Consider the following 24,504-nt stretch of genomic DNA (forward strand, 5'->3'; position numbering starts at 1 on the left):
AATTATTTTGCCAGAACAAAACGCTAGGGAGAGAAAAAGTGAATTTCGAAGTGGTTGTAACGTGTGCTGTCACCGGGGCCGGAGACACCGTAAACCGCCACCCGGGTGTACCTGTGACGCCTCGGCAGATTGCCGATGCCGCCATCGAGGCTGCCAAGGCTGGTGCCGCCGTCGCCCATATTCACGTCCGCGATCCGGACACCGGAAAGGGTTCGCGCGATCCGGAGCTGTTCAGGCAGGTTGTCGACATGGTGCGCTCCAGTGACACTGATGTGGTGATCAATCTCACTGCCGGAATGGGCGGAGACTGGGTGCCAAGCCAGGCAGATCCGGCCCAGCCGGGCCCCGGCACCGACATGATCGGACCGCTTGAACGCCTCGCCCACGTCCAGGACCTGCTACCGGAAATCTGTTCGCTGGACTGCGGCACGTTGAACTTCGGTGATGGCGACAATATCTACATCTCGACACCGCCGACGCTGCGCATGATGGCGGAACTGACCCGGGACTGGGGCGTCAAACCGGAACTGGAAGTATTTGATCTCGGCCACATCCGGTTTGCCCGGCAGATGATATCCGAAGGGCTGATCGCGACCCCCCCAATGTTTCAGATCTGCCTTGGAATTCCATGGGGAGCCGACCAGAGCGTGGATACGATGAAGGTGATGAAAGATCATCTTCCACCAGAGGCAAGCTGGGCAAGTTTCGGTATTTCACGCATGCAGATGCCGATGGCTGCTGCGGCGGTTGCGATGGGTGGCAATGTGCGCGTCGGCCTTGAAGACAATCTCTATCTGGATCGCGGTGTGCTGGCATCAAACGGACAGCTGGTAGACCGGGTCATTGAAATCATTGAGCGCATGGGGGGGCGTGCGCTGACACCGCAGGAGGCCCGCAACAAGCTAAAACTTCGAGGCGCGGACGGATAGGGTCGAAAGCTGAAAGCCAATCGCAAGTGTCAGCTGAAGAGAGTTTAACTCTGGAGATTTAGAGAATGAGCATATCAATCTCTCATGAAAATGAACTTCTGCTTTCCACGTTGCGCGCCTTCATGGACGCCGAAGTTCATCCTCACGAAGACATGGTCGACAAGCTGGGCGAAGTTCCCGAAGACCTTGGCCGGCAGATCGAGCAGCGCGCAATGGAGGCGGGGCTTTATGCCGCCAACCTTCCCGAAGATATAGGCGGCGGCGGACTGGACAAAACCGCCATGGCGCTGATGGAGCGCCAGTATGGCCGCACCACTCATGCCCTGCACTCATGGATTGCACGACCCACGGAAATTCTACTGGCGTGTGAAGGAGACCAGATCGAGCGTTACCTCCTGCCGTGTGTCACCGGCGAGAAGCGCGAACTGTTCGCCTTGACGGAGCCAGAAGCAGGGTCCGACGTGATGGGCATGAAATCCAATGCACGGCGGGACGGTGATGACTGGGTGCTCAATGGTTCCAAGCACTTTATCTCCGGTCCCTGCATGCCTGATTTCGCCATCGTGTTTGCCGCAACCGGTGTCGATGAAACACCGCGCGGCGAACGCAAACGCATCACGGCCTTTCTGGTGGATGTCGGCTTGCCCGGGTTTTCCATACAGGAAGGCACCAGGTGTGTTTCCTATCGCGGCTACAAGACGTTTGAACTCCGGTTCGATGATGTGCGACTGGGGCCGGACCAGATACTGGGTGAAGAAGGCAGGGGGCTTGAACTTTCCGGAAAATGGCTGGGCATGGGCCGCATCTGGGTCGGAGCGACCTGCTGCGGCAAGGCCGAACGATTGAGCGAAATGGCAACCGAATGGGCGGCAAACCGGAAACAGTTTGGCCAGGCAATCGGCAGGTTCCAGGCAACCGGTTTCAAGCTTGCTGATATGGCAATCGGTATCCGCACCGGCGATCTCATGGTCATGGATGCTGTTGCGCGTGCCGAAGCGGGTGTGATGAGTGATGCCGATGCCGCCATGGTCAAGGTCTACTGCTCGGAAATGCTCAATCGGGTGGCTGATGATACAGTCCAGATTTACGGCGGCATGGGATTGATGGAAGAGTTCCCCGTGCAGCGCCTGTGGCGCGATTCACGGCTTGAACGCATCTGGGACGGCACATCGGAAATCCAGCGCCACATCATTTCGCGCTCCATGCTAAGGCCACTTGGCGCATGACACCGGCGCAGCGGGCAAACCTCGAACGGCTGCTGCAACCGCGCCAGATTGCCTTTGTAGGCGGTCGTGACGCAGCAGTGGCAATCGGTGAAGCAAAACGGATCGGGTTTGAAGGCTCCATCTGGCCGGTGAATCCGAAACGTGCCGAGATGCACGGGATCACCTGTTTTGCATCCGTTGAGGACTTGCCGGAGGCGCCTGATGCCGTGTTCCTCGCCGTACCGGTGCAGCAGGCTATCGATACGGTGAGACGGCTTGCCGGTATCGGAGCCGGTGGCATTGTCTGCTACTCGGCCGGGTTCGGGGAGGTCGGCACAGCTGGACAGAAGGCGGAACAGGCCCTGATCGAGGCAGCAGGCTCAATGGCACTGGTCGGGCCAAACTGCTACGGCATGATCAACTATCTGACCCGATCCGCCTTGTGGCCATTTGCACATGGCGGATCAACACCGGGCTATGGCGCTGCAATCATTACCCAGTCGGGGATGCTGTCTTCCGACCTGACCATGTCTCAACGCTCCTTGCCCCTGTCTCACATGATCTCAATCGGCAACCAGTCGGTTATTGCGATTGAAGACCTGGTGGAGGTGTTGTGCGAAAAACCGGAAGTGCGCGCCATCGGTCTGCATATCGAAGGGCTGAAACATGCCGGTCGATTTGCAACTGCCGCTACCAGGGCGGCACAATTTGGCAAGCCGATCGTTGCGCTGAAAAGCGGATCGTCAACCATCGGCAAGTCCCTGACGACAAGTCACACCGGCTCGTTGTCGGGAGAGGACGATTTATACGATGCCCTGTTCAAACGCTGCGGCATCGTGCGGGTGTTCAACCCGGCACAAATGCTGGAAACACTCAAATTCATGTGCATTGCGGGAATACCGGCCAACAATCGCGTCGCTGGTTTTACCTGCTCCGGCGGCGGCGCAACAATGCTGGCCGACCATGGCGAGAAAATCGGATTGGCGTTTCCGGCGCACGATGGTGCCGTTACCGACAAATTGTGCCAGTTGCTTCCGTCTACCGCTACTGTCTCCAACCCTCTCGATTACACGACACCGATCTGGGGTCACGCCGAGATGACACGGCCGGTTTTCTCCGCAGCGCTCGCCACTGAAGCAGGTACAGTCGTGCTGGTGCAGGATTATCCGGCTTCCGGGCTGGATGAGTCGCGACTGGTTTACCTTGCTGACGCTGATGCCTTTGCAGACGCAGCACTGGCCGCCGGTACACCGGCGGTGGTTTGCTCTACCTTGCCGGAAAACATGGATACCGCAACACGCGACCACCTCATTTCCCGGGGCGTTGCGCCAATGCAGGGCATCAATGACTGCCTGGATGCAATTGCTGCCGCGGCGGCATGGAGACAGATGCATCAGCGCATTGCGCATCAACCGCCAGCAGAATTGCTGGGCGGCGGGGTTATGCAGAAAGTCGTGGCTGTCGACGAAGCTGCGGCAAAGAACCGGCTGTCCGAAGCGGGCATACCGGTGCCGTCGGGCACCGTCTGCTGCCGATCAGACACCGCCGCCGCTGCTGCCGCGCTGGGCTTTCCGGTCGCCATCAAGTTGGTTCACGAGAAGCTGCTGCACAAGACGGAAGCGGGCGCAGTCGTGTTGAACATCAACTCTCGAACAGAAGTGACCGATGCGGTTGCACGAATTCAAAATGCTGTAGCAACCCGCCTGCCTGATGCAGCGAGTGACCGATGGCTGGTTGAAAAGATGCAGGCGAAGCCCCTGGCCGAACTCATCGTCAGCGTGCGCGAAGATGCCCAGTTCGGACTGGCCATGACAATCGGCAGCGGCGGTGTGCTGGTGGAACTGGTGGCAGATTCCACTACCGTGCTGCTGCCGTGCACAAGGGACGATTTGATCGAGGCAATTGGCAGCTTGCGCGTATCGCGGCTGCTTGACGGTTTTCGAGGCGGCGCAACGGCAGACAAACGCAAACTGGCGGACCAACTGCTCAAGCTGGCGGGCTTTATGGTGCTCAATCGGGGTGATGTGGCGGAAATCGAGATCAACCCGATGTTTGTCTATGAAAACAATCTTTGTGCGGTGGATGCACTGATGCACATCACGGCCCCTGCGGAATCAGTGTCGAAACAGGAGTGAAGCCAAGCCTGTCTCAACTGCCTGTTTTCACCCTGATGGCGAATTTTAAACAATTCCGGCGAATTTCCGACAATTCTGTATCGAAGGGGTTGCTTGAATTGACAACTACCGAGATCGGGCAAAGCCGGGCAGTCCACACTTGATGCAGACAGCCCAATATTTCAGGCGCAAGTCCGACAGACATGTTCCCGGGATGCCAACGTGCATCTCCCACACCTGATTCAGTTTCGGAGGAGACCAAGAATGACAAAGCTGGAAGGGCTGAAAACACGCTACCAGAACAAGCAGATTTCCCGCCGCCATTTCATGGAAGGTGCCCTGGCGCTGGGCCTTGGCGTCAGTGCGGCAACCGCGTTTACCGACAAGGTCGCGGCAGCAGTGCCAAAAAGAGGCGGTACGTTCCGGCTGGGCCTGGGCGGAGCCAGCACCACCGACTCGCTTGATCCGGCGACATTCATTTCCACTTTTACCCAAATCGGCCTGAATTTCGGGGCGCACAACAATCTGACCGAGGTCACCGCCAGTGGCGAGATCATACCTGAACTTGCGGAAAATTTTGAATCATCCCCGGACGCCAAAACGTGGAATTTCAAACTTCGCAAGGGCGTCGAGTTCCACAACGGGAAGTCGCTTGAGGCAGCGGATGTTATCGCCTCCATCCAACATCACATGGGTAAAGACTCCAAGTCGGCCGCCAAACCGCTGTTGACCGATATCGAGGAAATGTCTGCACCAGACAAACACACGGTCCTGTTCAAACTTGCCAATGGCAATGCTGATTTCCCGTTCGTGATGAACGACTACCATCTGCCGATACTGCCGTCCAAAGACGGAAAGGCCGACTGGCAATCGGGAATAGGTGCCGGCGGTTACGTCCTGGGCGAGCATGACTGGGGTGTGCGTATGGAACTGAAACGCAACCCCAATTACTGGAAGGGTGACAAGGGATCACACTTTGACGACGTCGTTTTGCTCGGCATTTCTGACTGGACCGCCCGGCAAAATGCACTGATCAACGGCCAGGTGGATGCCGTCAACAGAGTAGATCTGAAGACGGTTGACCTGCTGGCCCGCAACCCCACCGTCACCATCGACGACATAACGGGAAACCAGCACTACACAATTCCGATGAATTCATCAGTGGCGCCGTTTGACAATCTCGATGTGCGGCTGGCGCTGAAATACGCGATCGACCGGGAGGAACTGGTCAAGAAGATCCTCAACGGTCATGGCACCCCGGCAAACGATCATCCAATCGGACCCGGACAGCGCTACTTCAACAAGGACCTGCCACAGCGGGCCTATGATCCGGATAAGGCCAGGCACCACCTGAAAAAAGCCGGGTTGGACGGCCTCAAGGTCGATCTGCACGCTGCGAATACAGCCTTTGCCGGTGCAATCGATACTGCAGTTCTGTATCAATCGCAGGCCAAAATGGCCGGCATCGACATTAATGTCATCCGTGAGGCGGACGATGGCTACTGGACCAATGTCTGGATGAAGAAGCCCTGGAGCATGAGTTACTGGGGCGGTCGGCCGACTGCAGACTGGATGTTCACCGTGGGTTATGCCGCCGGCGGCGCCTGGAACGAGTCGTTCTGGTCAAATGACAGGTTCATGAAACTGCTGCTCGAGGCGCGTGCCGAACTTGATCATGCAAAGCGCACCGAAATGTATGCGGAGATGCAGAAGATTGTCAGTGACGACGGCGGTGCTCTGATACCGATGTATGCCAACAATGTGGATGCACGGTCAAAGAAAGTGGCAACTCCGGAGAAACTGGCATCTAACTGGGAACTGGACGGTTGGAAGTGTCTTGATCGTTGGTGGTTTGCCTGACGCAAACCTGACAGTTGTTTAAGAAAGCGACGCCGGCGCCGGATATTCCGGCGGCGGCGTTATTTTTTGGTGCGCTGAACAGGAGAGAAAAATGATCGAAGGCGTAGTCACCGTCCAGGATGCCGAGGTTCACTACATCCAGGAAGGAAGCGGCCCGGACATCGTCTGGATCCCGGCAGGTGATCAGGCGTGCGATGTATACAGAGACCAGTTTGCGGCATTCACGTCCGACTTCAGATGCACCTGCCTGGATCCTCGCGGTGCTGGCGAAACAGTTGCCAAAACCCCTCCGCCGTGGCCGATTGAGGCCTTCGCAGCGGACGTTGCTGAACTGATCCGGCAGGTGTGTGATCCGCCTGTCATTGTAGCCGGCCTTTCTCTGGGTGCGTTGATCACTCAGGAGCTTGCGATTTCCTACCCTGACCTTGTCCGTCTCGCCATTCCGATGGGAACCATTGCCCGGAAGACCGGATTTGCGCGGGAATGGGAGGAGGCGGAAATCGCCATGGCGAGAGACGGGATCAGGATGCCGGAGGACTTCTCGGTTATTCACTACGCGATCCTGTCTTACCCGTCCGAGGTCATGGGCGATGACGCCTTGTGGGAGAAGGCACGGCCCTATGTCGCCAGTGCGTATGGTGATCGCGACCCGGCCATGCTGGCGGCACAGTGGCAGGCGTGCCTGGACTATGATTCACTGGAACGTCTGCCTGGCTGCATGGTGCCGATGCATGTGATTTCCTTTGAACAGGACCTGCAGACACCGCCCGCACGGGGACGGGCTGTGGCGGAAGCCGCCGGCAACGGACACTTCCACTTGCTGAAAGGCATGGCGCATTTCTCGATGTTCGGACACCGGCCGGAAGCGGTGAGCGATTGTATTCGCGATATCATCAGTGGTTACGGCCAGAGCGCGCACTGAAAGCTGAGACATGCCTCGAAACCCGGGAGGGCTTCGCTTGATTTGCCTGTTCAATCGAGCATCTGACGCGCATACCAGCGGGCAAATGCAGCCACATTGGCCTCAAGGTGAGGCTGGAACCTTCCCTGCCGGGCATAGGGTGACGACAGCCCCTGTTGCTGCGCCTCCAGTGCCGCGATGTCTTCATCCATGGCCGCGTCAAATCTCTCATAATAACGCCTGGCATGTTGCTCGAAGTCAGGCAGCGCCACGGTTTCCGGTGGAAAGCAGATACTCTGCCTGACCATGCACCGGTCCGGTGACAGGGGATAAGCCTCATAGACCCATAGGGCGTCCGTACTGGCGGCGAACGTCATATTGGGGAAGGCCCACGTGTACCGCGTGCCACGTGCCGGGCGGCCTTCCAGTCCGGGCATCAGGGGCAGGGCATGGTTCTGCTGGTTTTCCAGCAGGCCACCGGTGCCGTGGGTTTCGCCGAACTGGCTGGCGAATGCGCCATCGACAAGATCGCCGGCATCGGGGTCGTGGTACAGGCCACCAAGGGTATCGGCATGAACATAGGTCAGGTGATAATACTCGTTGAACACATCGAGAAAGATTTTCCAGTTGCAGTTGACGTCAAGCTGGCGGCGGCGCGTGGTGACGAGCGAGGCCAGTGGCCACGGCTGGTGTACGGCTTCGAAATCGCCCAGATGATCATCAAGATCGTTTCGCTCGCCGTCCATTGAAATGAATGCAAACCCGGCCCGTTCGCCACATGCGAATTCGATCAGGCCGTTCTCGGATTTCTGAAAGCACGATGACGCTTCCATGCGCGGCGCACCGGCCAAGGTGCCGTCCAAACGGTAATTCCAACCGTGAAACGGGCATTTTATGCCCCTGGTCGTTCCCTGTCCCTGCAGCAGCAAAGCGCCACGATGGCGGCACGAATTGGCGAAACACCTGATTTTACCTGCCTGGTCGCGCAGTAATATCAGGGGTACAGCCGCGATTTCCATTGCCGCGTAGCTGCCCGGCTCGGCCACAATGTCGGACCGGCCAAGACCTATCCAGCCGGTCCTGAAAATGCGCCTGGTTTCATCCTCCTGGACACTCGGATCCCGATAGCAGGCCGGTGGCAGGCTCACCGCCAACTCGGGCTCCGCGTCGCTTGCGGCCAACTGATCGATCAGGTCTGCATGCATTTTGCACTACCTCATGACAAACGGATTTCCCATCGGCTCACTGGAGGTGTTGATCCACACTGTCTTTGGCCGGGTGTAGTCGTAAATCGCCTGCATACCGCTTTCGCGGCCGTAACCTGAGTCCTTGCAACCGCCGAATTCGGCGATAGGCGATACGACGCGATACGTGTTGACCCACACGATGCCTGCACGAATCTGCCTGGCCACCCGCATCGTCCTTGCGCCGTTCTGGGAGAAAATCCCGGCAGCCAGACCGTGCTTGGTATCGTTGGCCATGCGGATCACGTCTTCTTCTTCCTTGAACCGCAGCACACTCAAAACCGGACCGAACAATTCTGTGTCGACGATCTGCATTTTCTGGTCCGGGCACTCAATGATGGTCGGTTCATAGAACCAGCCTCGATTGATATCGGGAGGCCGCCGGCCTCCGTTGAGCAGCTTGCCTCCCTGTTCCTGCGCCAGTGCGACCTGATGCTCTATATTGTCCAGCTGTCCCGTTGTCGCCAGTGGCCCCATCTGGGTTTCTTCCGCCAACGGGTCTCCGATCAGGATTTTTCCCGCCTGTGACACCATGGTGTCGAGGAACTTGTCGGCAATCTTGTCGTGCAGGTAGAGGCGTGATCCGGCAACGCAACTTTGCCCGCTGGCACCGAATATGCCGGCGATCGAACCGTTGACGGCGCTTTCCACATCCGCGTCATCAAACACAATGAACGGCGACTTGCCGCCAAGTTCCAGTGATACTTCGGCGAAGTTTTCCGCGGAATTGTAAAGCACGTGCCGGGCAGCGCCCGGCCCACCGGTAAAGCTGATGCGTGACACCAGCGGATGCGAGGTCAGTGCCTTGCCGCACGGGTCGCCATGGCCGGTAACAATGTTGACCACGCCTGGAGGAAATCCGGCTTCCTCGATAAGCCGCCCAAATTCGAGCAATGGTGCAGACGCATGTTCCGATGTCTTCAGCACGACGGTGTTGCCCGCTGCCAGCGCCGGGCCGATTTTCACCGCAACCAGGAACATCTGGGAGTTCCACGGAACCACGGCTGCAACGACACCCAGAGGCTCCCGTATGGTCATTGCCATCATGTCGGGCTTGTCGATCGGCAGAGTTTCACCGTGCACCTTGTCGGCGCATCCGGCGTAAAAGTGAAAGAACTCCGCGATGTATTTGGCCTGCCAGCGGGTTTCCTTGAGCATCTTGCCGGTGTCGACGGTTTCGACCCGTCCCAATTCCTCCGACTTGTCGGCCAGGAGATCACCGAGTTTTCGCAGGTATTTGCCGCGCGCCGTCGGCAGGGCCCTGGCCCATTCTCCCTCAGTAAAAGCCCGATAGGCTGACTTCACAGCGCGATCCACATCGCCTGCGGTGGCCTCGGGAATGATCGCCCAGGGATCGCCGGTAGCAGGGTTTATGCTCTCGAATGTCCTGCCGTCTTCAGAGTCGACCCAGTTTCCATCGATGAGCATTTTGTAGCGCTTGAGTTCAGTCATACCCGCTTCCTCCATGAAGTGTCTGGATCAAGCGTAGCTTGCAAACCGGCAGATCAAATCAGAAAAATTCGCCACCTGTTGGCGAATTCAGGATAATCGACTTTCCCTGGTGTCGGCTAGCCTCGAAGCAGTGCAGGGAGGAAACCGGATGAACAAGAAAACCGTTATCGGCGAACCGATCGTAATCGGTGGCAGGAAACTGTCCTTGTCCCGTGCCATTCGGGCCGGAGATTTTGTTTTTCTGACGGGCCAGGTTCCGTTCAAGGGCGGCGAAGTCATGACCACCGGCACCATCGAGGATCAGACGCGCGCGGTACTGGATGACATCAAGTCGACATTGGCCCTTGCTGATTGCCAACTTGGCGATGTTGTCAAGGCCATGATCTGGTTGCGTGATCGGGCGGATTTTCCGGGCTTCAATGCCGTTTACGGTGAGTACTTTCCTGATGACCCTCCTGCAAGGTCCGCTGTGATCAGTGAACTGCTGGTGGATGTGAGGGTGGAAGTGGAAGTTGTCGCCTATAAACCCGAAGGCCAGTGACGTGACAGTGAAAACTGCCAGTGATGGTACCCGTTTCGAAGTGTTTGAAGGCCCGGGCCCGGCGGTTGTGCTGGTTCATGGCCTGGGCCTGAACCGGCATATGTGGCAATGGCAGAGCAACGCACTGGCCGAACGATATACAGTGATCTCCTACGACCTGTTCGGACATGGGGAAAGCCCGCCACCGCCGGATACCCCGTGCCTGACCTTGTTCTCCGAGCAATTGCGAAGGCTCGTCGTTGAGCTGGGTATTGCCAAAGTTGCGGTGGCCGGATTTTCGCTTGGCGGCATGATTGCCCGGCGGTTTGCGATGGATCACGAACCGCGGCTGTGGGCGCTGGCCATACTCCACTCGGCCCACCAAAGGGACCAGGCCGCGCACGACGCGATCCAGTCGCGGGTTCATCAGGCCCGGCGTGATGGCCCGGCTGCGACCGTTGATGCTGCCCTCGAGAGATGGTTCAGCACACCCTTCCACCGTGACAATCCGGACATCATGCAGCAGGTGCGTACCTGGGTCATGGCCAACAGCAAGGAAATCTATCCTGACATCTATCAGGTTCTGGTTGACGGTGTGGATGAGTTGATTGCGCCGCCGCGAGCCATTCGCTGTCCCGCCCTGGTGATGACCGGATCAGAGGACTATGGCAATTCCACCGGGATGACCCGTGCCATAGCTGCCGAGATTCCATGTGCCAAGACCGTGATCCTGCCGGGTCTGCGCCATATGGCCATGGCGGAAAACCCGACCCTGTTTAATTCCGAACTCCAGCAATTTCTGCACCATGCTGAACAGGAGGGGTCCGATGCCGGATAATCCAGGTATACTGGCGGGTGTCCGGGTGCTTGACTTCAGCCGGATGCTGTCCGGCCCTTACTGCACAATGATGCTGGCGGATCATGGTGCGGAGGTTATCAAGATCGAAAGCCCGGACGGCGACACCAGCCGCAGCAACGGGCCGTACCGCGACGACGACCCGGATCACCTGTGGGCGGGTTACTTTGTCAGTCTGAACCGCAGCAAGAAGAGTATCGTGCTCGACCTGAAATCAGCCGAAGGCCGCGACGCTGCATTAAAACTGGCAGAGGACGCCGATGTCCTGCTTGAGAATTTCCGGCCCGGCGTCATGGAACGGCTGGGGCTGGGTTATGATGACGTTGCCGAAATCAATCCCAAACTGGTGTATGCGTCAATCAGTGGATTCGGTAATCCACGCAATGGTGAAAGCCCCTACGCGAAGTGGCCGTCATACGACGTTGTCGCCCAGGCAATGGGCGGGTTGATGTCGATCACCGGGCCGGATGCGGCGACACCGATGAAGGCAGGCCCGGGAGTAGGCGATATTTTCACCGGCATGATGATGGCCTTTGCCATTGTTGCAGCATTGCGGCATGCCGAACACAATGGGGAAGGCCAGTTCATCGACGTTGCGATGTATGATGCGATGGTGAGCCTGTGTGAGCGCATCATCTATCAGCAGGATATCGAGGCCGTTTTGCCGGTGCCCACGGGCAACGGCCATCCGTTACTTGCACCGTTCGGACTGTTTCCTGCTTCAGACGGATTTATCTCCATTGGCGTGGTCGACGATGCTTTCTGGCAAGCTCTGACAACCGCCATGGACATGCCCGGCCTTGCCGACGACAAACGCTTTTCAGATAAAGCGGGCCGGCGAGAGAACGCGGCACTGGTCAATGATATCGTCAAGGGCTGGACAACCCGCTTTACCAAGGCTGAGCTGGCCACGAAACTGGGCGGCAAGCTGCCATTTGGCCCGGTTAACAACGCACGCGATATTATGGAAGACCCCCATGTTGCCGTCCGCGGGATGCTCGCGGAACTGGCTCATCCGATACCGGGTGCAAAACCATGGACTGTTGCAGCCAACCCGGTTCGGTTCAGCAAAACACCGGCTCCATCCCTCAAGGCGGCTCCGGTACTGGGTGCCGACAATTCGCGGTATCTGGAGTTTTGCTCAAGGAGTGACAAAACATGACCGGCTTACCGGACAAGAAGCTGCTTCGTGCAGCGCTCAGCCAGTTTGCAACCGGCGTTACCATCATCGCGACGAAGGAAGAAGATGGAACACCACGCGGGTTCACGGCCAACTCGTTCACCTCGGTGTCTCTTGATCCTCCGTTGATCCTGGTTTGCATAGCCCGGTCCGCGGCCAGTTGCGATGTGTTCAGCGGTGCCCGGCACTTTTCCGTCAATGTCCTGGCGGAGGAGCAGAAGGATATTTCCGGCCTGTTCGCTTCGCAACGGCCGGACAAGTTCGACATTGCCCCCTGGCACCCGGGGCAAACCGGCACACCGCTGATTGACGACGCGCTTGCCTGGTTCGAATGTGCCCACCATGACATGGTGGACGCTGGCGACCATGTGATCCTGGTCGGCCGGGTTCTGGATTTCGGTCAGGGCAGGGGCCGCCCGCTGGGGTATTTTCGCGGCGCCTATTTCACGCTGGGACTTGAAGACCCGCTGGTCGATGCCGTCGCCCGCAACACCAGCACCATTATCGGAGCCGTGTACGAGCAGTCGGGCAGTATATTGCTTGAGGTACACCCAGATACTGGCGATCTCGCAGTACCCACGGTCGGGAGCACCACGGCAAGCGCGAACCTGACAGCCCTCAAACAGAAGTATGATGAGACGCAGCTCAGCACAGCCATCGAGTTTGTGTACGCCGTCTTCGAGGACAACCGGACCGGCCGGGTAACAATTTACTATCGCGGCCAGGCTTCGGGTCCAGCACCAGCCGGCACCCAATTTTTTGCCTTTGACGACATTCCCTTTGACCGCATCCGGGACAGCGCCATGCGTGACATGCTGGAACGCTATGTCAGCGAGGCGCGCCAGGGAGGATTTGCCATCTATATGGGAGACGAGATTGACGGAGTGGTCCGGCCGGTCGGATAGACAACAATAGCTGGCGGCGAAACTTAAGCCGTAGATGAGGTCAGATCGTCCAATCCAGTCTCATTGCGCATCCGCCAGGATCAGATCGGAGGCCTTTTCGCCGATCATGACGATCGGGGCGTTGGTATTGCCCGAGACAAGGCGCGGCATGATGGAGCCGTCCGCGACCCTCAGCCCCGCGATACCCCGCACTTTCAGCTCCGGGGTCACGACGGCGTTGCTGCCCGTGCCCATGGAGCAGGTTCCGACAGGATGGTAGACGGTCGTGCCCACAGTGCGGCAGAACTGCAGCAGTTCGTCGTCGCTTTGCACTCCGGCTCCGGGGTCCATTTCCTCTGCCAGAAAGGGTTTCATTGCATCTGCGTGAAGGATGGACCGCAATTTCTTCAGGCCATTGATGTTGGCAAGGCGATCGACCTCCTGTGTAAGATAGTTCACGTTGATGGACGGCGCGTCGAACGGGTCGGCGCTGACAGCGTGTATGGTTCCGCGGCTTTCCGGGCGAAGCTGGCAGATCGAAGCCGTGAAACCGGAGAAAGGGTGGAGCTGATCCCCCATCTTGTCGGAACTGAACAGGATGAAATGAACCTGGATATCCGGTGAGACCAGGGAGGGATCGGTTTTGAAGAACGCCGCGGCATAGCCTGCGCTGACGGTCAGAGGACCGGTACGGAACAGAGCATATTCCAGACCCAGCTTCACCTTGCCCAGCAATGACCGGGTGGCGTCATTCAATGTGACGGGTTGCTTGCTGCGCAGTACCATGCGGACCTGCAAGTGGTCCTGCAGGTTTTCCCCGACACCGGGCAGGTGAGAGACGACGGGAATGCCGAGATCGTTCAGGATGTCTGCATTGCCGATACCCGACAACTCCAGAAGCTGGGGGGAGTTTATCGCTCCTCCACACAAGATGACCTCTCCGGATGCACGAGCCGATATAGCCGTCCCGTTCCGGGTAAACTCGACCCCGACTGCGGTGCCGTTGTCGACTTGCACCCGGGTGACATGAGCATGAGTTTCAATATGCAGATTGTCTCGCGACCTTGCCGGATTGAGATATCCCACCGCGGTGCTGCAGCGCCGGCCGTTGCGCGATGTCGTCTGGAAGTAGCCGACACCTTCCTGATGGTCGCCGTTGAAGTCATGGTTCACAGGCAGTCCCTGTTCGACGCCGGCATTGATGAAAGCGTCGCACAAGGGGTGCGTCTCGCGCTGGTCTGAAACGGCGAGAGGACCGCCGACACCGTGCAGTCGGTCTTCGCCGCGCTGCTGATCTTCCGCACGTTTGAAATACGGCAGGACGTCTGCGTAAGACCATCCGGCGTTGCCCAACTGGCGCCAGAGGTCGAAGTCCTCCTGCTGCCCGCGTATGTACAACAGCCCGTTTATCGAGCTGGTCCCGCCCAGCACCTTGCCGCGCGGCTGGTAAATCCTGCGGCCATTGAGTTCAGGTTCAGGTTCCGTCTCGTACATCCAGTTGACCCGGGGGTTCCTGAACGTTTTCGCGTAACCGATGGGGATGTGGATCCAGGGATTGAGGTCACGCCCGCCGGCTTCCAGCAGCAGAACCTTGTGTCGTCCGGAAGCGGTGAGACGGTTTGCCAGCACACACCCGGCAGACCCGGCCCCCACGATGATGTAGTCATAGGTGCCGATCGATCCTGAACCCGTGCTCATCCTGCCTCACCTTCCGGTCAAAATCCGTCTGTCTGCAAATACGGAACAATCTCCAAAGCCCGCAAGGACCAGCACAACAGCCACTTCGCCAAGTATGCTGTTTTCCATCTGCGCAAGGAAGACCCGGCGCCACGCCGTCACCTGGAATCATTGCAGGGCTTGCGGGTACAACCTCTACGAAACGCCTTGTCTCATCTCATATGACCGGGATAAATAGCCGTTATCAACCAGCGAGCGTCACATGACCTGTTTGTTTTCCGCCCATTTTCATGGTGTTGCACAGATGACGCTAAACTAAGTAAAAACAATATGTTAATTGTGTTCACTGACGCGTTGAGTCAAACTTGTCCGCATCAGTTTGCCTGGGTCCACATGGACATTCAGCGATTGTAAGATGATGTTGAGACCCAACCGGGAGGAGGAAAATTCATGGCAATGTTTAACGAGGGTAATCGCGAGCTTCAGGACAAGTATGGCGGACGGGCGGTGGCGGACCGGATTGTCGAGCTGGTCGAAACGTCGTCTTTTACCGATGAGTTTCGCGAGTTTGTCGAAGCGGTGCCGTTCTTCTTCCTGGCCACGTCGGCGGGTGACAACACCGATTGTTCCTTCAAGGGCGGGGCGCCCGGCTTTGTGCGGGTAACGGCGCCTGGTCAGTTGGTGTTTCCAGACTATGATGGCAACAGAATGTACAAGTCGCTGGGCAACATCGTGAAGAACCCGAACGTGGGCCTGCTGTTCATGAAGTTCGGGGCGGAGGAGGGACAGGGTGAACTCTATCTGAGACTTCGGGTCAGTGGGCTGGCAAGCGTGCATGACGAGCATCCCGAACTGGCGAACTATCACGGGGCGCAACGTATCGTGCAGGTCGATGTGACCCACATCTTTCCCAACTGTCCGCGCTATGTGCCGCACATGGAGCAGGTGGCCGCGTCGCGCCACATTCCTGAAGCGGGCACGGAACAGCCCACGCCGGAGTGGAAGAAGATACCGCCAATTGCCGAGTTACTCTGACATGCTGCCCCGGACCGCGTGGCGGGTTGCCACGCGGGTGACCTCGGCCTTTACCGGGCAGGCATCGGCATCAACATAGATGGCGGTCAATAGACAACGACGGCACGGATCGAGTCGCCGGCATGCATCAGGTCAAAGCCCTTGTTGATGTCCTCCAGCGCCAGCGTGTGGGTGATCATCGGATCAATGTCGATCTTGCCGTCCATGTACCAGTCGACGATCTTCGGCACATCGGTGCGGCCCCTGGCGCCGCCAAACGCCGTGCCGCGCCATGACCTGCCGGTGACAAGCTGGAACGGACGCGTGGATATCTCCTGGCCCGCACCTGCAACACCGATGATGATGCTTTCACCCCAGCCCTTGTGGGCACACTCTAAAGCCATGCGCATCAGGTTGACATTGCCGACACACTCAAACGAGTAATCAGCCCCGCCGCCGGTCAGCTCCACCAGGTGGGCCACCAGGTCGCCCTCGACATTCTTCGGATTGACGAAGTGGGTCATGCCGAACTTGCGGCCCCAGTCCTCCTTGCCGTCATTGAGGTCAACACCGACGATCATGTTGGCGCCGGCAAAGCGCGCACCCTGGATGACGTTCAGGCCGATGCCGCCGAGGCCGAACACCACCACGTTGGAGCCGGGCTCCACCTTGGCGGTGTTGATGACCGCACCGATGCCGGTGGTCACGCCACAGCCGATATAGCAGATCTTGTCGAACGGGGCKKYCTTGTTGACCTTGGCCAGGGCGATTTCCGGCAGCACCGTGTGATTGGCAAAGGTCGAACAGCCCATATAGTGCAGGATCTTCTCGCCCTTGTAGGAAAACCGGCTGGTGCCGTCCGGCATCAGGCCGGCGCCCTGCGTGGAGCGGATTTTCTGGCACAGGTTGGTTTTCGGGTTGAGGCAGTACTCGCACTCGCGGCATTCCGGCGTGTACAGCGGGATCACGTGATCGCCCACTTCCAGCGAGGTCACGCCGGGCCCGACCTCTAACACCACACCRGCGCCTTCATGGCCCAGAATGGCGGGAAACGCACCTTCTGGATCATCGCCGGAGCGGGTGAACTCATCAGTGTGGCAGATGCCGGTCGCCTTGATCTCGACCAGCACCTCGCCGGCCTTGGGACCTTCAAGGTCCACTTCGACGATTTCCAGCGGTTTACCCGCCTCAAATGCAACAGCTGCACGGGTTTTCATTGTCTGCCCTCCAACTCATAGTGGTGTTTTTATTGAGCCGCAGTTTGTCAATGAAGCCACTGCGCTGCAACCCCTCAAACGAGGCCCGGCAAAACCCGTACGCATTCAACTCACGTCAAGATTTACTAACCCGTGCGGTTAGCTCTGGTCTTTTGGGTAAAACTTGTTGCACAATCTCCGCGACCGGACGTTTACCTGTCCGTTCGGGAGTATCACAGGGAGACAATTTCATTATGTCAGACAAAGACAAACTCAACCGGGTTTTGAATTCGCCGAAGGTTTCACGGCGTGAATTTATTCAATACGCCGTTGCCGGCGGCGTGGCGGCCGGACTGGCCGGCAACATGTTCGACAAAGCCAGGGCAGCGACCCCTCAAAAGGGCGGCGCCTACATTCAGGCCCTGACCGGCGGCGGCACCAAGGATGTGCTTGATCCGGCACAGACCAACGATTCCTACATGATCAATGTGGGCAACCAGCTCAGGAACAACCTGACCGAAATCGGCCCGGACGGCCAGCTACGTTCAGAACTTGCTGAAAGCTGGGAAAGCGCCGACGCCAAGACCTGGGCGTTCAAGCTTCGCAAGGGTGTAGAATTCCACAACGGCAAGACGCTCGATGCCAACGACGTGGTGGCTTCGTTCAACCATCACCGCGGTGAAGGCAACAAGTCTGCCGCTTCCGGTCTGACCAAGCAGATCAAGGACGTCAAGGCTGACGGCGACATGGTCATGTTTGAGCTTGAAGGCGGCAACGCCGACTGGCCGTTCATCGTATCCGATTACCATCTGATGATCTGCCCGGCCGATGGCGACAAGATGGCCTGGGACAAGGGTGTCGGCACCGGCGGTTACATGCTGGAGAAATTCGAGCCCGGCGTGTCCACGCTGGTGAAGCGCAATCCCAACTACTGGAAGGAAAACGCCGCTTACTTCGACAGCATCGAGAACCTGTTCGTGGCAGATGCCAACGCCCGTACCACCGGCGTGCGCACCGGTTCATTGCACTCCATGTCGAACCTCGATCTGAAAACGGTCGCGTTGCTGGAAAAAGACCCCAATGTTGTGGTCAAGCCGACCTTCGGCAACAAGCACGCAACACTGCCAATGCTGTGCAACACGGCGCCGTTCACCGACAATCACATTCGCCTGGCTCTCAAGTACTCGGTGAACCGTGAGGAACTGGTCAAGAAGATCCTGCGCGGCCAGGGCGAGGTCGGCAACGACTCGCCGGTCGGACCCGCCAACATCTACCGCGCCACGCCGGAAGAGTTGCCGCAGCGTGCATACGACCCTGAAAAGGCGAAGTTCCACCTCAAGCAGGCCGGACTGGAAAACCTGGAAGTGTCCCTGCACATTGCAGATACAGCCTTTGAAGGCGGTGTCGACGCAGCCCAGCTTTTTGCTGCAAGCGCCAAGGCTTCAGGCATTACGATCAAGGTGGTTCGCGAAGCAGACGATGCCTACTGGGATGATGTCTGGCTCAAGAAGCCATGGTGCGGCTCCTACTGGGGTGGCCGTCCGACCGAAGACTGGGTCTTCTCGCAGATCTATTCTTCCGGAGCGGACTGGAACGAGAGCAAGTGGGAAAACAAGAAATTCAACGAAATTCTTGTTGAGGCCCGTGCCGAGCTCGATACTGCCAAGCGCCGTGCGATGTATGTCGAAATGCAGCAGATCTGCCACAACGACTGCGGTTCGGTAATTCCGATGTTCATGGCCTACACACACGCCATCTCCAAGAAAATCGGCCTGCCTGAACAGCTCGCCAACAACTGGGAGCTGGATGGCCACAAGAACGGTGAACGCTGGTGGATGGCAGGCTGATCCTGCAAGACACGATTGCCGCCATCAGATGATGGTCTGAAACAACATAACCGCATCTCCTTGCAACAGGAGGTGCGGTTTTTATTATCAAATGACACAAGCTAACCGGTTGCCTTCATGTCCGACACGAAATCCTCACTGAAACCCGCCGCCGGCTTTTCCGAAGCTGAGCGTGATGCCGTTTACAAGGCAATCTTCAATCGCCGAGACGTGCGCGACCAGTTTCTGCCGGACCCGGTCGCACCCGGCGTGCTTGACCGCATCCTGACCGCGGCGCACCACGCGCCGTCGGTCGGTTTCTCGCAACCATGGAGTTTTCTGCTGATCCGCTCAATCGAGCGGCGCAGGCAGGTGCACGACCTGTTCACCATCGCCAATGAGGAAGCTGCCGACCGGTTTCCGGACGAGCAGGCGAAGCTGTACCAGTCACTCAAGCTGGAAGGTATCCTGAAGGCACCGCTGAATATCTGCGTTACCTGTGACCGTACCCGGGGCGGCAAGGTCGTTCTGGGCCGCACCCACAACCCGGAGATGGACCTCTACTCGACCGTCTGCGCTGTTCAGAACATGTGGCTCGCCGCCCGCGCCGAGGGCGTCGGCATGGGCTGGGTCAGCATTTACAAGCACGATGCCCTGCGTGAGCTGCTCAACATACCCGATCATGTGCAGATAATCGCCTATCTGTGCGTCGGCCATGTCGAGGAACTCTATGAGCGCCCGGAGCTTGAGGTAAAGGGGTGGGCCGACCGGCTGGCCATCGAAGACATCGTGCACGATGAAGTCTGGCCCGCCGATAAACCCGATAAGTGACAAACATCACATCACGCCGGCGTGAAGACACCTATGGTGATTTCAGGTTCATAAAAAACTTGAAAAGATTGACACCATGTCCAGTCAGACAGAGATATCGGAAACCCCTGAAAACCGCTCCGTTTCAAGGCCAACGCTGATTCTGGCGATTGTCCTGACCATTGCCTGGTTCGCCATACTGGCAATCGCAATAGGCACCTCGGAAGATGTAAAAGCAGCGGGCGCTTACGGAATTGACAGCTTTCAGGCTGAAACCCTGGTTGCGTCACGATAAGTCGTCATAACTTCAGGAACTGTCCGGAAATTCCCGAACCGGCCATCAGGAAAAACGTTTAAATACCTGAAAAATCGAACAGTTTCCGGTCCAGCAGATGACTGGGCCGGCTGTTACTCAAGGCCTTGAGCATGGTGTCTTTCCGCCCCGGTTGCCGGGTTTCCATGGCATCAAGCATGGATTTCATCTGGTTGCGTTTCAAACCGTCCTGGGACCCGCACAAATCACACGGAATGATGGGAAACTCGAGCGCTGACGAGAACTTCTCGATATCGTCCTCAGCGCAATAGGCCAACGGGCGCAAGACAGTCAGATCACCATCGTCATTGCGCAGCTTGGGCGGCATGGCCTCAAGCCTGCCGCCATACATCAGGTTCAGGAAAAACGTTTCCAGAATATCTTCCCGGTGATGGCCGAGCACAACGGAAGAACAGCCCTCTTCACGCGCAACGCGATACAGATTTGCCCGTCTCAGGCGGGAACACAGCGCACAGTATGTGCCACCCTGCGGAATTTTTTCGGTCACGATGGAATACGTGTCGCGATACTCGATACGATGCCTGATGCCATGTGCGGACAGGAAGTCCGGCAGCACGTGCCTGGGAAACCCGGGTTGTCCCTGGTCAAGATTGCAGGCAACAAGGTCAACCGGCAACAGCCCGCGCCATTTCAGGTCGCTCAGAACAGCCAGCAGCGCATAGCTGTCCTTGCCGCCGGACAGGCACACCAGCCATTTGCCGCCATCGCCGGACAGCATGGCAAAATCATCCATCGCCTGGCGCACATGGCGCACCAGCCGCTTGCGCAACTTGCGAAACGACACGCTGTCGGGTGCCGCCCGCAGGAGTGACGGTCCGCTGCTGTCATCCTTTTTCGCGATGTCTTCAACAATGCTCATGGCGGTTCATTACTTGCCCGGTCTGAAATTGTCCACCAGCCGGCCGGCGACATCACGCCCGCTTGCCCAGGCACCATGCGCCGTGGCTTGCCACTGTCTCGAGAACGCCTCACCGGCAAATGCCAGATTACCGGTATCCGCCTCGATCATCTGATGGCGCAGATGAGCGCATCCAGGCCTGGCAAAGCTGTAACCGCCCCGCACAAACGGGTTACTGCCCCAGTCGGTCGTGGCCGCATTCACCATCCTGGACTTGATATCGGAACCAAATGCGGCAACCAGCCGTTGCATGGCAAATTCCACCATTGCAGCATCGCCTTCGGCCACCAATTCTCCGGCCACACTGCCCGCCACGTGGCCGATCACCATCGGGTCGCCAAAGTTTGCGAACTGGAAGTTTATAGGCTCGCTGCCGTCTTGCGGCAGTACATTGACGGACGGCTGCTCAATGTGTCCGAATAGATCGCGATCGAAGGCGATCGCCACTTTCTCGCAAAATCCGCACGGCACGTTTTCCACCAAAGCCAGCAGGTCCCGTGCAGGGCCGGCGCCGATCTCGATAGCGCCTGTGTTCAGTACCGCTGTCGAGGCCGTGACGATCGCCGCTTTCGCCTCAATTGTCCCGCTACGGGTCGTCACCCGGACGCTGTCTGCGCGCTGCTCGATGCCGCTGACGGGAGTCTCCAGCCGCATAGGCAGTCCTTCAGCCAGCCGTTCGATCAGGTCGCCATAACCGGATTTCACCGGCCAGTTCAGGTTTGTCTCCGCGTAGTCAGCATAGCCGCGTGCGGAGACCTGCTCCGGATCACCCGAAGACATCAATTGTATCCAGAGGCGCACAATCGGCGCCAGGTCTCCGGTATCGGGCAATATATCGGCAATCGGCACGTCCTGGCCCCTGGCGCCCGCCTCGTCAACAGCCGCAAATGCAGCATCCATGGCACTCAGCGTAGCAGCGCGGCCTGCCCCATCCGCCCAACCGCCGTTCGCCCAAACCGCATTCCAGTCATCGCGGGCATCTGTGAGATACTTCGTGCCCACCCGGTCTGCCTCCGCCACCAGCGGGTTCACATCTGCACAATGCATCCAGTGACAGCCCTTGTCCCATGCGTACGGCAACGACGTCTTGTCGGTATAGGCACGCCCGCCAACCCGGGCAGAGGCTTCCAGGACGACAAACGGCACACCGCGTTTTGCAAGCTCCATACCGGCCCCGACACCGGCAGCCCCTGCCCCGATGATGACGATTTCAGGCTGGTCACTCATGAGTTCACCCGGTCCATGACAATCAGCGTAAAGGCGGCATCATCACGCTCGCCTTTAGCAAATGACCGCCGCTCAACCTCCTGCCATTCGCTGTCTTTCAGTTCCGGCAGCAAGGTGTCGCCGTCCACCTCAAGATGAATACGGGTCAGGTAGATACGGTCTGTGCGCGCCATGGCATCTGTATAGATTTGTCCGCCACCGATGATTGAAACCTCTGCCTCTCCCGCACACAGCGACAGTGCTTCATCAACCGAATGAGCCAGTTCAGCGCCATCGGCGGAAAAATCCTGCTGCCGCGTAATGACGATGTTGCGCCTGCCCGGCAACGGTTTGCGCGGCAGGCTTTCCCAGGTCCGCCGGCCCATGATGATCGGCTTGCCCAGAGTGATCTCCTTGAACAGTTTCATGTCCGACGACACATGCCACGGCAACCCGCCGTCACACCCGATCACACCGTTCTCAGAGGCAGCTACAACAGCAGAAATCCGCATTACCTGTCCTCCGCCAACGCACTGATATCGGCGTCCCAAAGCTGCCATGTATCAGCTCCGCGCAGCACCGTGGCGCCAATTTGTGAATAGAATTTCCGTCCTGCATCATTGTCTTCCATGGCCAGCCACTCAAACCGAGGACAGCCGCGCTCCATGCAAATTTCGGCCAGGGCTCTGACCAGCGCAAAACCGGCACCTGTACCGCGCGCTTGCTTGCTGACACAAATATCCTCCATGTAGAGCTTGGGCTTGGCGGTAAAGGTGGTAAATATCTCATACCAGTAGACAAAGCCGACCGGTTCGCCATCGCATTCAGCGATCAGGCATCCGTGACGATCAGACGAAGAACACAATCCGGCTTCCAGGGCGTCCGGGGTCGACACCACACGATCCAGCTCACCGTGATGGTCCGCCAGTTCGCGGACCAACCGGTGTAAGACCGGCCCGTCACCGGGCTTTGCTTCACGAATGGTAATGCTCATACCGCGATCGGCGCTGCAATACTGGGATGGGCCTCATAACCGGCGATCTCGAAATCTTCATACACGAATTCATCCAGTGTTTTCACGTCGCGCTTCATTACCAGACGCGGCAAACCGTGCGGGGTTCTCTTGAGTTGCTCGTCCGCCTGTTCAAGATGGTTCGAGTAAATATGTGCATCACCCAGTGTGTGGATGAACTCGCCGGGCTTCAACCCTGTGACATGAGCAATCATGTGTGTCAGCAATGCATAAGATGCGATGTTGAACGGAACCCCGAGGAAGATGTCTGCCGACCGCTGATACAACTGGCACGACAGCTTGCCGTCAGCGACATAGAACTGGAACAGGCAGTGGCATGGCGGCAGCGCCATCTTGTCCACGTCGGCCGGGTTCCAGGCTGTAACGATCAGGCGGCGCGAGTCAGGTGTGTTCCGGATGCGCTCCACAACGCCTGCAATCTGGTCAATTGTCGATCCGTTCCGCGCCGGCCAAGAGCGCCACTGGTGACCATATACAGGTCCGAGATCACCGTTTTCGTCTGCCCATTCATCCCAGATCGACACTTTGTTCTCGTTCAGCCAGCCGATGTTGGTATCGCCGCGCAGGAACCACAGCAGTTCAATGATGATGGAGCGAAGATGCAGTTTCTTCGTCGTCAGCACGGGGAACCCGTCAGCCAGGTCAAACCGCATCTGGTGACCAAAAACCGACAAGGTGCCGGTTCCGGTGCGGTCGCCCTTTTCAGCGCCTGTGTCGCGCACGGTCCTGAGCAGGTCGAGGTACTGCTGCATCTGAAGAATCTCCGAATCCCAACAAGACCGTCAGGCTACCGCGAAAAGCCGGCTGCCGACAATCACTTGCCGGCAGCAATCACCACCCGGTTCAGGGCCCGCAGTCTCACAGGCTCAGGCGAGCGCACTCATTGTGTCGGACTCTTCCGCCAGCAGGTAGTAAAACGTCACCCTGCTCTTTTGCCGGTCGTCTTTCATTTTTTCGCATACCGCGGCGATGGCCTTGTCGGCTGCATCACCGGCCAGGCCAAGTTTCTTGGACGCAAAACCATCGCGCACCCGGCCCAGCTCGACCGGATCGGAGCACGAAACCAGCGAAGCATCCTTTGAGCGCAGCGCAATGCCGCAATACTTCACGATCGCATCAACGGCGGCATTGTTCACATTGCCGGCAAATTTATCAACATCATCATAGTACTGCGAATTATCGGCCATTGCTTTCCCCTTTTTGGACAAATGTTCATTGGTTGGGCTGGATGCAGTTGCAAATCGGCCGTCTCGTTTGCGCATCCCGCTACATGCTGCAGAGGTGTCACCTCCGCCGGAGTGAAAATATTAGCACATCGCGAAACATTGGGAAGGCCAAAGGCCGTCAGTACCGGCATCTTCAGGT

General features: G+C 58.1%; 23 protein-coding genes. 13 read left to right on the top strand and 10 right to left on the bottom strand.

What is annotated here, in order from left to right; all coding sequences use genetic code 11:
- Positions 1–38: 38 nt before the first annotated feature.
- The 5 genes from DHN55_RS10565 to DHN55_RS10585 all read left to right on the top strand — a co-directional run bounded on the left by DHN55_RS10565 (position 39) and on the right by DHN55_RS10585 (position 7,030).
- Positions 39–929 (top strand): 3-keto-5-aminohexanoate cleavage protein, encoded by an 891-nt coding sequence (locus tag DHN55_RS10565; protein ID WP_108881245.1) that lies wholly within the window; start codon positions 39–41, stop codon positions 927–929.
- 65 nt (positions 930–994) lie between these two features.
- Positions 995–2,155, top strand: coding sequence for an acyl-CoA dehydrogenase family protein (locus DHN55_RS10570; protein WP_108881246.1), 1,161 nt, complete (start codon positions 995–997; stop codon positions 2,153–2,155).
- Positions 2,152–4,269 carry an acetate--CoA ligase family protein gene (locus tag DHN55_RS10575; protein ID WP_108881247.1) on the top strand — a complete coding sequence of 706 codons (2,118 nt, stop codon included), beginning with the start codon at positions 2,152–2,154 and terminating at the stop codon, positions 4,267–4,269. Before DHN55_RS10570 ends, DHN55_RS10575 begins: the two co-directional genes overlap by 4 nt.
- A gap of 243 nt (positions 4,270–4,512) precedes the next feature.
- Positions 4,513–6,108, top strand: coding sequence for an ABC transporter substrate-binding protein (locus DHN55_RS10580; protein WP_108881248.1), 1,596 nt, complete (start codon positions 4,513–4,515; stop codon positions 6,106–6,108).
- A gap of 91 nt (positions 6,109–6,199) precedes the next feature.
- A complete protein-coding gene (locus tag DHN55_RS10585) occupies positions 6,200–7,030 on the top strand; it encodes an alpha/beta fold hydrolase (RefSeq protein ID WP_108881249.1) in 831 nt (276 codons plus the stop codon).
- Between the two features lie 50 nt (positions 7,031–7,080).
- On the opposite strand, the gene DHN55_RS10590 is transcribed toward DHN55_RS10585, so the two are convergent.
- Entirely contained in the window at positions 7,081–8,214 is a 1,134-nt protein-coding gene (locus DHN55_RS10590; RefSeq protein ID WP_108881250.1) for an SRPBCC family protein, read from the bottom strand.
- Positions 8,215–8,220: 6 nt separating this feature from the next.
- Positions 8,221–9,705 carry an aldehyde dehydrogenase family protein gene (locus DHN55_RS10595; protein ID WP_108881818.1) on the bottom strand — a complete coding sequence of 495 codons (1,485 nt, stop codon included), beginning with the start codon at positions 9,703–9,705 and terminating at the stop codon, positions 8,221–8,223.
- A 148-nt stretch (positions 9,706–9,853) separates the two neighbouring features.
- On the opposite strand from DHN55_RS10595, the gene DHN55_RS10600 reads away from it, so the two are divergent.
- Genes DHN55_RS10600 through DHN55_RS22310 form a run of 4 tightly spaced genes read left to right on the top strand, consistent with a single transcriptional unit; the run spans position 9,854 to position 13,166 of the window.
- Positions 9,854–10,246 carry a Rid family hydrolase gene (locus DHN55_RS10600; RefSeq protein ID WP_108881251.1) on the top strand — a complete coding sequence of 131 codons (393 nt, stop codon included), beginning with the start codon at positions 9,854–9,856 and terminating at the stop codon, positions 10,244–10,246.
- A 1-nt stretch (position 10,247) separates the two neighbouring features.
- The gene (locus DHN55_RS10605; protein ID WP_337660150.1) at positions 10,248–11,063 is read left to right on the top strand and encodes an alpha/beta fold hydrolase; all 816 of its coding nucleotides are present in this window, start codon (positions 10,248–10,250) and stop codon (positions 11,061–11,063) included.
- Positions 11,053–12,243, top strand: a complete 1,191-nt coding sequence (locus DHN55_RS22305; RefSeq protein WP_337660151.1) for a CaiB/BaiF CoA transferase family protein — start codon at positions 11,053–11,055, stop codon at positions 12,241–12,243. The genes DHN55_RS10605 and DHN55_RS22305 overlap by 11 nt, the downstream gene beginning before the upstream one ends.
- A complete protein-coding gene (locus DHN55_RS22310; protein WP_337660152.1) occupies positions 12,240–13,166 on the top strand; it encodes a flavin reductase in 927 nt (308 codons plus the stop codon). The genes DHN55_RS22305 and DHN55_RS22310 overlap by 4 nt, the downstream gene beginning before the upstream one ends.
- Positions 13,167–13,226: 60 nt before the next feature.
- On the opposite strand, the gene DHN55_RS10615 is transcribed toward DHN55_RS22310, so the two are convergent.
- Complete coding sequence (locus DHN55_RS10615) at positions 13,227–14,843, bottom strand: choline dehydrogenase (RefSeq protein WP_108881252.1); 1,617 nt, start codon at positions 14,841–14,843, stop codon at positions 13,227–13,229.
- A gap of 429 nt (positions 14,844–15,272) precedes the next feature.
- Here DHN55_RS10615 and DHN55_RS10620 point away from each other — a divergent pair, with 429 nt between their 5' ends.
- Positions 15,273–15,857, top strand: coding sequence for a pyridoxamine 5'-phosphate oxidase family protein (locus tag DHN55_RS10620; protein WP_108881253.1), 585 nt, complete (start codon positions 15,273–15,275; stop codon positions 15,855–15,857).
- 86 nt (positions 15,858–15,943) lie between these two features.
- Here DHN55_RS10620 and DHN55_RS10630 read toward each other — a convergent pair whose 3' ends face one another.
- Positions 15,944–17,053, bottom strand: a complete 1,110-nt coding sequence (locus tag DHN55_RS10630) for an S-(hydroxymethyl)glutathione dehydrogenase/class III alcohol dehydrogenase (RefSeq protein WP_108881254.1) — start codon at positions 17,051–17,053, stop codon at positions 15,944–15,946.
- 233 nt (positions 17,054–17,286) lie between these two features.
- On the opposite strand from DHN55_RS10630, the gene DHN55_RS10635 reads away from it, so the two are divergent.
- The 3 genes from DHN55_RS10635 to DHN55_RS10645 all read left to right on the top strand — a co-directional run bounded on the left by DHN55_RS10635 (position 17,287) and on the right by DHN55_RS10645 (position 19,963).
- Positions 17,287–18,879 (top strand): ABC transporter substrate-binding protein, encoded by a 1,593-nt coding sequence (locus DHN55_RS10635; RefSeq protein ID WP_108881255.1) that lies wholly within the window; start codon positions 17,287–17,289, stop codon positions 18,877–18,879.
- A gap of 117 nt (positions 18,880–18,996) precedes the next feature.
- Complete coding sequence (gene bluB, locus DHN55_RS10640) at positions 18,997–19,689, top strand: 5,6-dimethylbenzimidazole synthase (protein ID WP_108881256.1); 693 nt, start codon at positions 18,997–18,999, stop codon at positions 19,687–19,689.
- A gap of 76 nt (positions 19,690–19,765) precedes the next feature.
- Positions 19,766–19,963, top strand: coding sequence for a hypothetical protein (locus DHN55_RS10645; protein WP_108881257.1), 198 nt, complete (start codon positions 19,766–19,768; stop codon positions 19,961–19,963).
- A gap of 58 nt (positions 19,964–20,021) precedes the next feature.
- On the opposite strand, the gene ttcA is transcribed toward DHN55_RS10645, so the two are convergent.
- The 6 genes from ttcA to DHN55_RS10675 form a co-directional block, all read right to left on the bottom strand.
- The gene (gene ttcA / locus DHN55_RS10650) at positions 20,022–20,861 is read right to left on the bottom strand and encodes a tRNA 2-thiocytidine(32) synthetase TtcA (RefSeq protein WP_108881258.1); all 840 of its coding nucleotides are present in this window, start codon (positions 20,859–20,861) and stop codon (positions 20,022–20,024) included.
- 9 nt (positions 20,862–20,870) lie between these two features.
- Positions 20,871–22,127: an FAD-dependent oxidoreductase gene (locus DHN55_RS10655; RefSeq protein WP_108881259.1), complete on the bottom strand. Its 1,257-nt coding sequence runs from the start codon at positions 22,125–22,127 to the stop codon at positions 20,871–20,873.
- Positions 22,124–22,618 carry a dihydrofolate reductase gene (locus tag DHN55_RS10660; protein ID WP_108881260.1) on the bottom strand — a complete coding sequence of 165 codons (495 nt, stop codon included), beginning with the start codon at positions 22,616–22,618 and terminating at the stop codon, positions 22,124–22,126. The genes DHN55_RS10655 and DHN55_RS10660 overlap by 4 nt, the downstream gene beginning before the upstream one ends.
- The gene (locus DHN55_RS10665; RefSeq protein ID WP_108881261.1) at positions 22,618–23,100 is read right to left on the bottom strand and encodes a GNAT family N-acetyltransferase; all 483 of its coding nucleotides are present in this window, start codon (positions 23,098–23,100) and stop codon (positions 22,618–22,620) included. Before DHN55_RS10665 ends, DHN55_RS10660 begins: the two co-directional genes overlap by 1 nt.
- Positions 23,097–23,891 carry a thymidylate synthase gene (locus DHN55_RS10670; RefSeq protein WP_108881262.1) on the bottom strand — a complete coding sequence of 265 codons (795 nt, stop codon included), beginning with the start codon at positions 23,889–23,891 and terminating at the stop codon, positions 23,097–23,099. The genes DHN55_RS10665 and DHN55_RS10670 overlap by 4 nt, the downstream gene beginning before the upstream one ends.
- A gap of 114 nt (positions 23,892–24,005) precedes the next feature.
- Positions 24,006–24,326: a DUF2853 family protein gene (locus tag DHN55_RS10675; RefSeq protein ID WP_108881820.1), complete on the bottom strand. Its 321-nt coding sequence runs from the start codon at positions 24,324–24,326 to the stop codon at positions 24,006–24,008.
- Between the last annotated feature and the right edge of the window lie 178 nt (positions 24,327–24,504).

The sequence above is a fragment of the Anderseniella sp. Alg231-50 genome, from assembly GCF_900149695.1.
In the GTDB taxonomy this organism is placed as follows: domain Bacteria; phylum Pseudomonadota; class Alphaproteobacteria; order Rhizobiales; family Aestuariivirgaceae; genus Anderseniella.

Bases quoted from the DNA above. Each gene is read 5' to 3' on its own strand.
- DHN55_RS10580 (WP_108881248.1), top strand. From the start codon at position 4,513: ATGACAAAGCTGGAAGGGCTGAAAACACGCTACCAGAACAAGCAGATT.
- DHN55_RS10645 (WP_108881257.1), top strand. From the start codon at position 19,766: ATGTCCAGTCAGACAGAGATATCGGAAACCCCTGAAAACCGCTCCGTT.
- DHN55_RS10575 (WP_108881247.1), top strand. From the start codon at position 2,152: ATGACACCGGCGCAGCGGGCAAACCTCGAACGGCTGCTGCAACCGCGC.
- DHN55_RS10595 (WP_108881818.1), bottom strand. From the start codon at position 9,705: ATGACTGAACTCAAGCGCTACAAAATGCTCATCGATGGAAACTGGGTC.
- DHN55_RS10585 (WP_108881249.1), top strand. From the start codon at position 6,200: ATGATCGAAGGCGTAGTCACCGTCCAGGATGCCGAGGTTCACTACATC.
- DHN55_RS10615 (WP_108881252.1), bottom strand. From the start codon at position 14,843: ATGAGCACGGGTTCAGGATCGATCGGCACCTATGACTACATCATCGTG.
- bluB (WP_108881256.1), top strand. From the start codon at position 18,997: ATGTCCGACACGAAATCCTCACTGAAACCCGCCGCCGGCTTTTCCGAA.
- DHN55_RS10635 (WP_108881255.1), top strand. From the start codon at position 17,287: ATGTCAGACAAAGACAAACTCAACCGGGTTTTGAATTCGCCGAAGGTT.
- DHN55_RS10660 (WP_108881260.1), bottom strand. From the start codon at position 22,618: ATGCGGATTTCTGCTGTTGTAGCTGCCTCTGAGAACGGTGTGATCGGG.
- DHN55_RS10590 (WP_108881250.1), bottom strand. From the start codon at position 8,214: ATGCATGCAGACCTGATCGATCAGTTGGCCGCAAGCGACGCGGAGCCC.
- DHN55_RS10670 (WP_108881262.1), bottom strand. From the start codon at position 23,891: ATGCAGCAGTACCTCGACCTGCTCAGGACCGTGCGCGACACAGGCGCT.
- ttcA (WP_108881258.1), bottom strand. From the start codon at position 20,861: ATGAGCATTGTTGAAGACATCGCGAAAAAGGATGACAGCAGCGGACCG.
- DHN55_RS10675 (WP_108881820.1), bottom strand. From the start codon at position 24,326: ATGGCCGATAATTCGCAGTACTATGATGATGTTGATAAATTTGCCGGC.
- DHN55_RS10570 (WP_108881246.1), top strand. From the start codon at position 995: ATGAGCATATCAATCTCTCATGAAAATGAACTTCTGCTTTCCACGTTG.
- DHN55_RS22310 (WP_337660152.1), top strand. From the start codon at position 12,240: ATGACCGGCTTACCGGACAAGAAGCTGCTTCGTGCAGCGCTCAGCCAG.
- DHN55_RS10655 (WP_108881259.1), bottom strand. From the start codon at position 22,127: ATGAGTGACCAGCCTGAAATCGTCATCATCGGGGCAGGGGCTGCCGGT.
- DHN55_RS10620 (WP_108881253.1), top strand. From the start codon at position 15,273: ATGGCAATGTTTAACGAGGGTAATCGCGAGCTTCAGGACAAGTATGGC.
- DHN55_RS10600 (WP_108881251.1), top strand. From the start codon at position 9,854: ATGAACAAGAAAACCGTTATCGGCGAACCGATCGTAATCGGTGGCAGG.
- DHN55_RS10665 (WP_108881261.1), bottom strand. From the start codon at position 23,100: ATGAGCATTACCATTCGTGAAGCAAAGCCCGGTGACGGGCCGGTCTTA.
- DHN55_RS22305 (WP_337660151.1), top strand. From the start codon at position 11,053: ATGCCGGATAATCCAGGTATACTGGCGGGTGTCCGGGTGCTTGACTTC.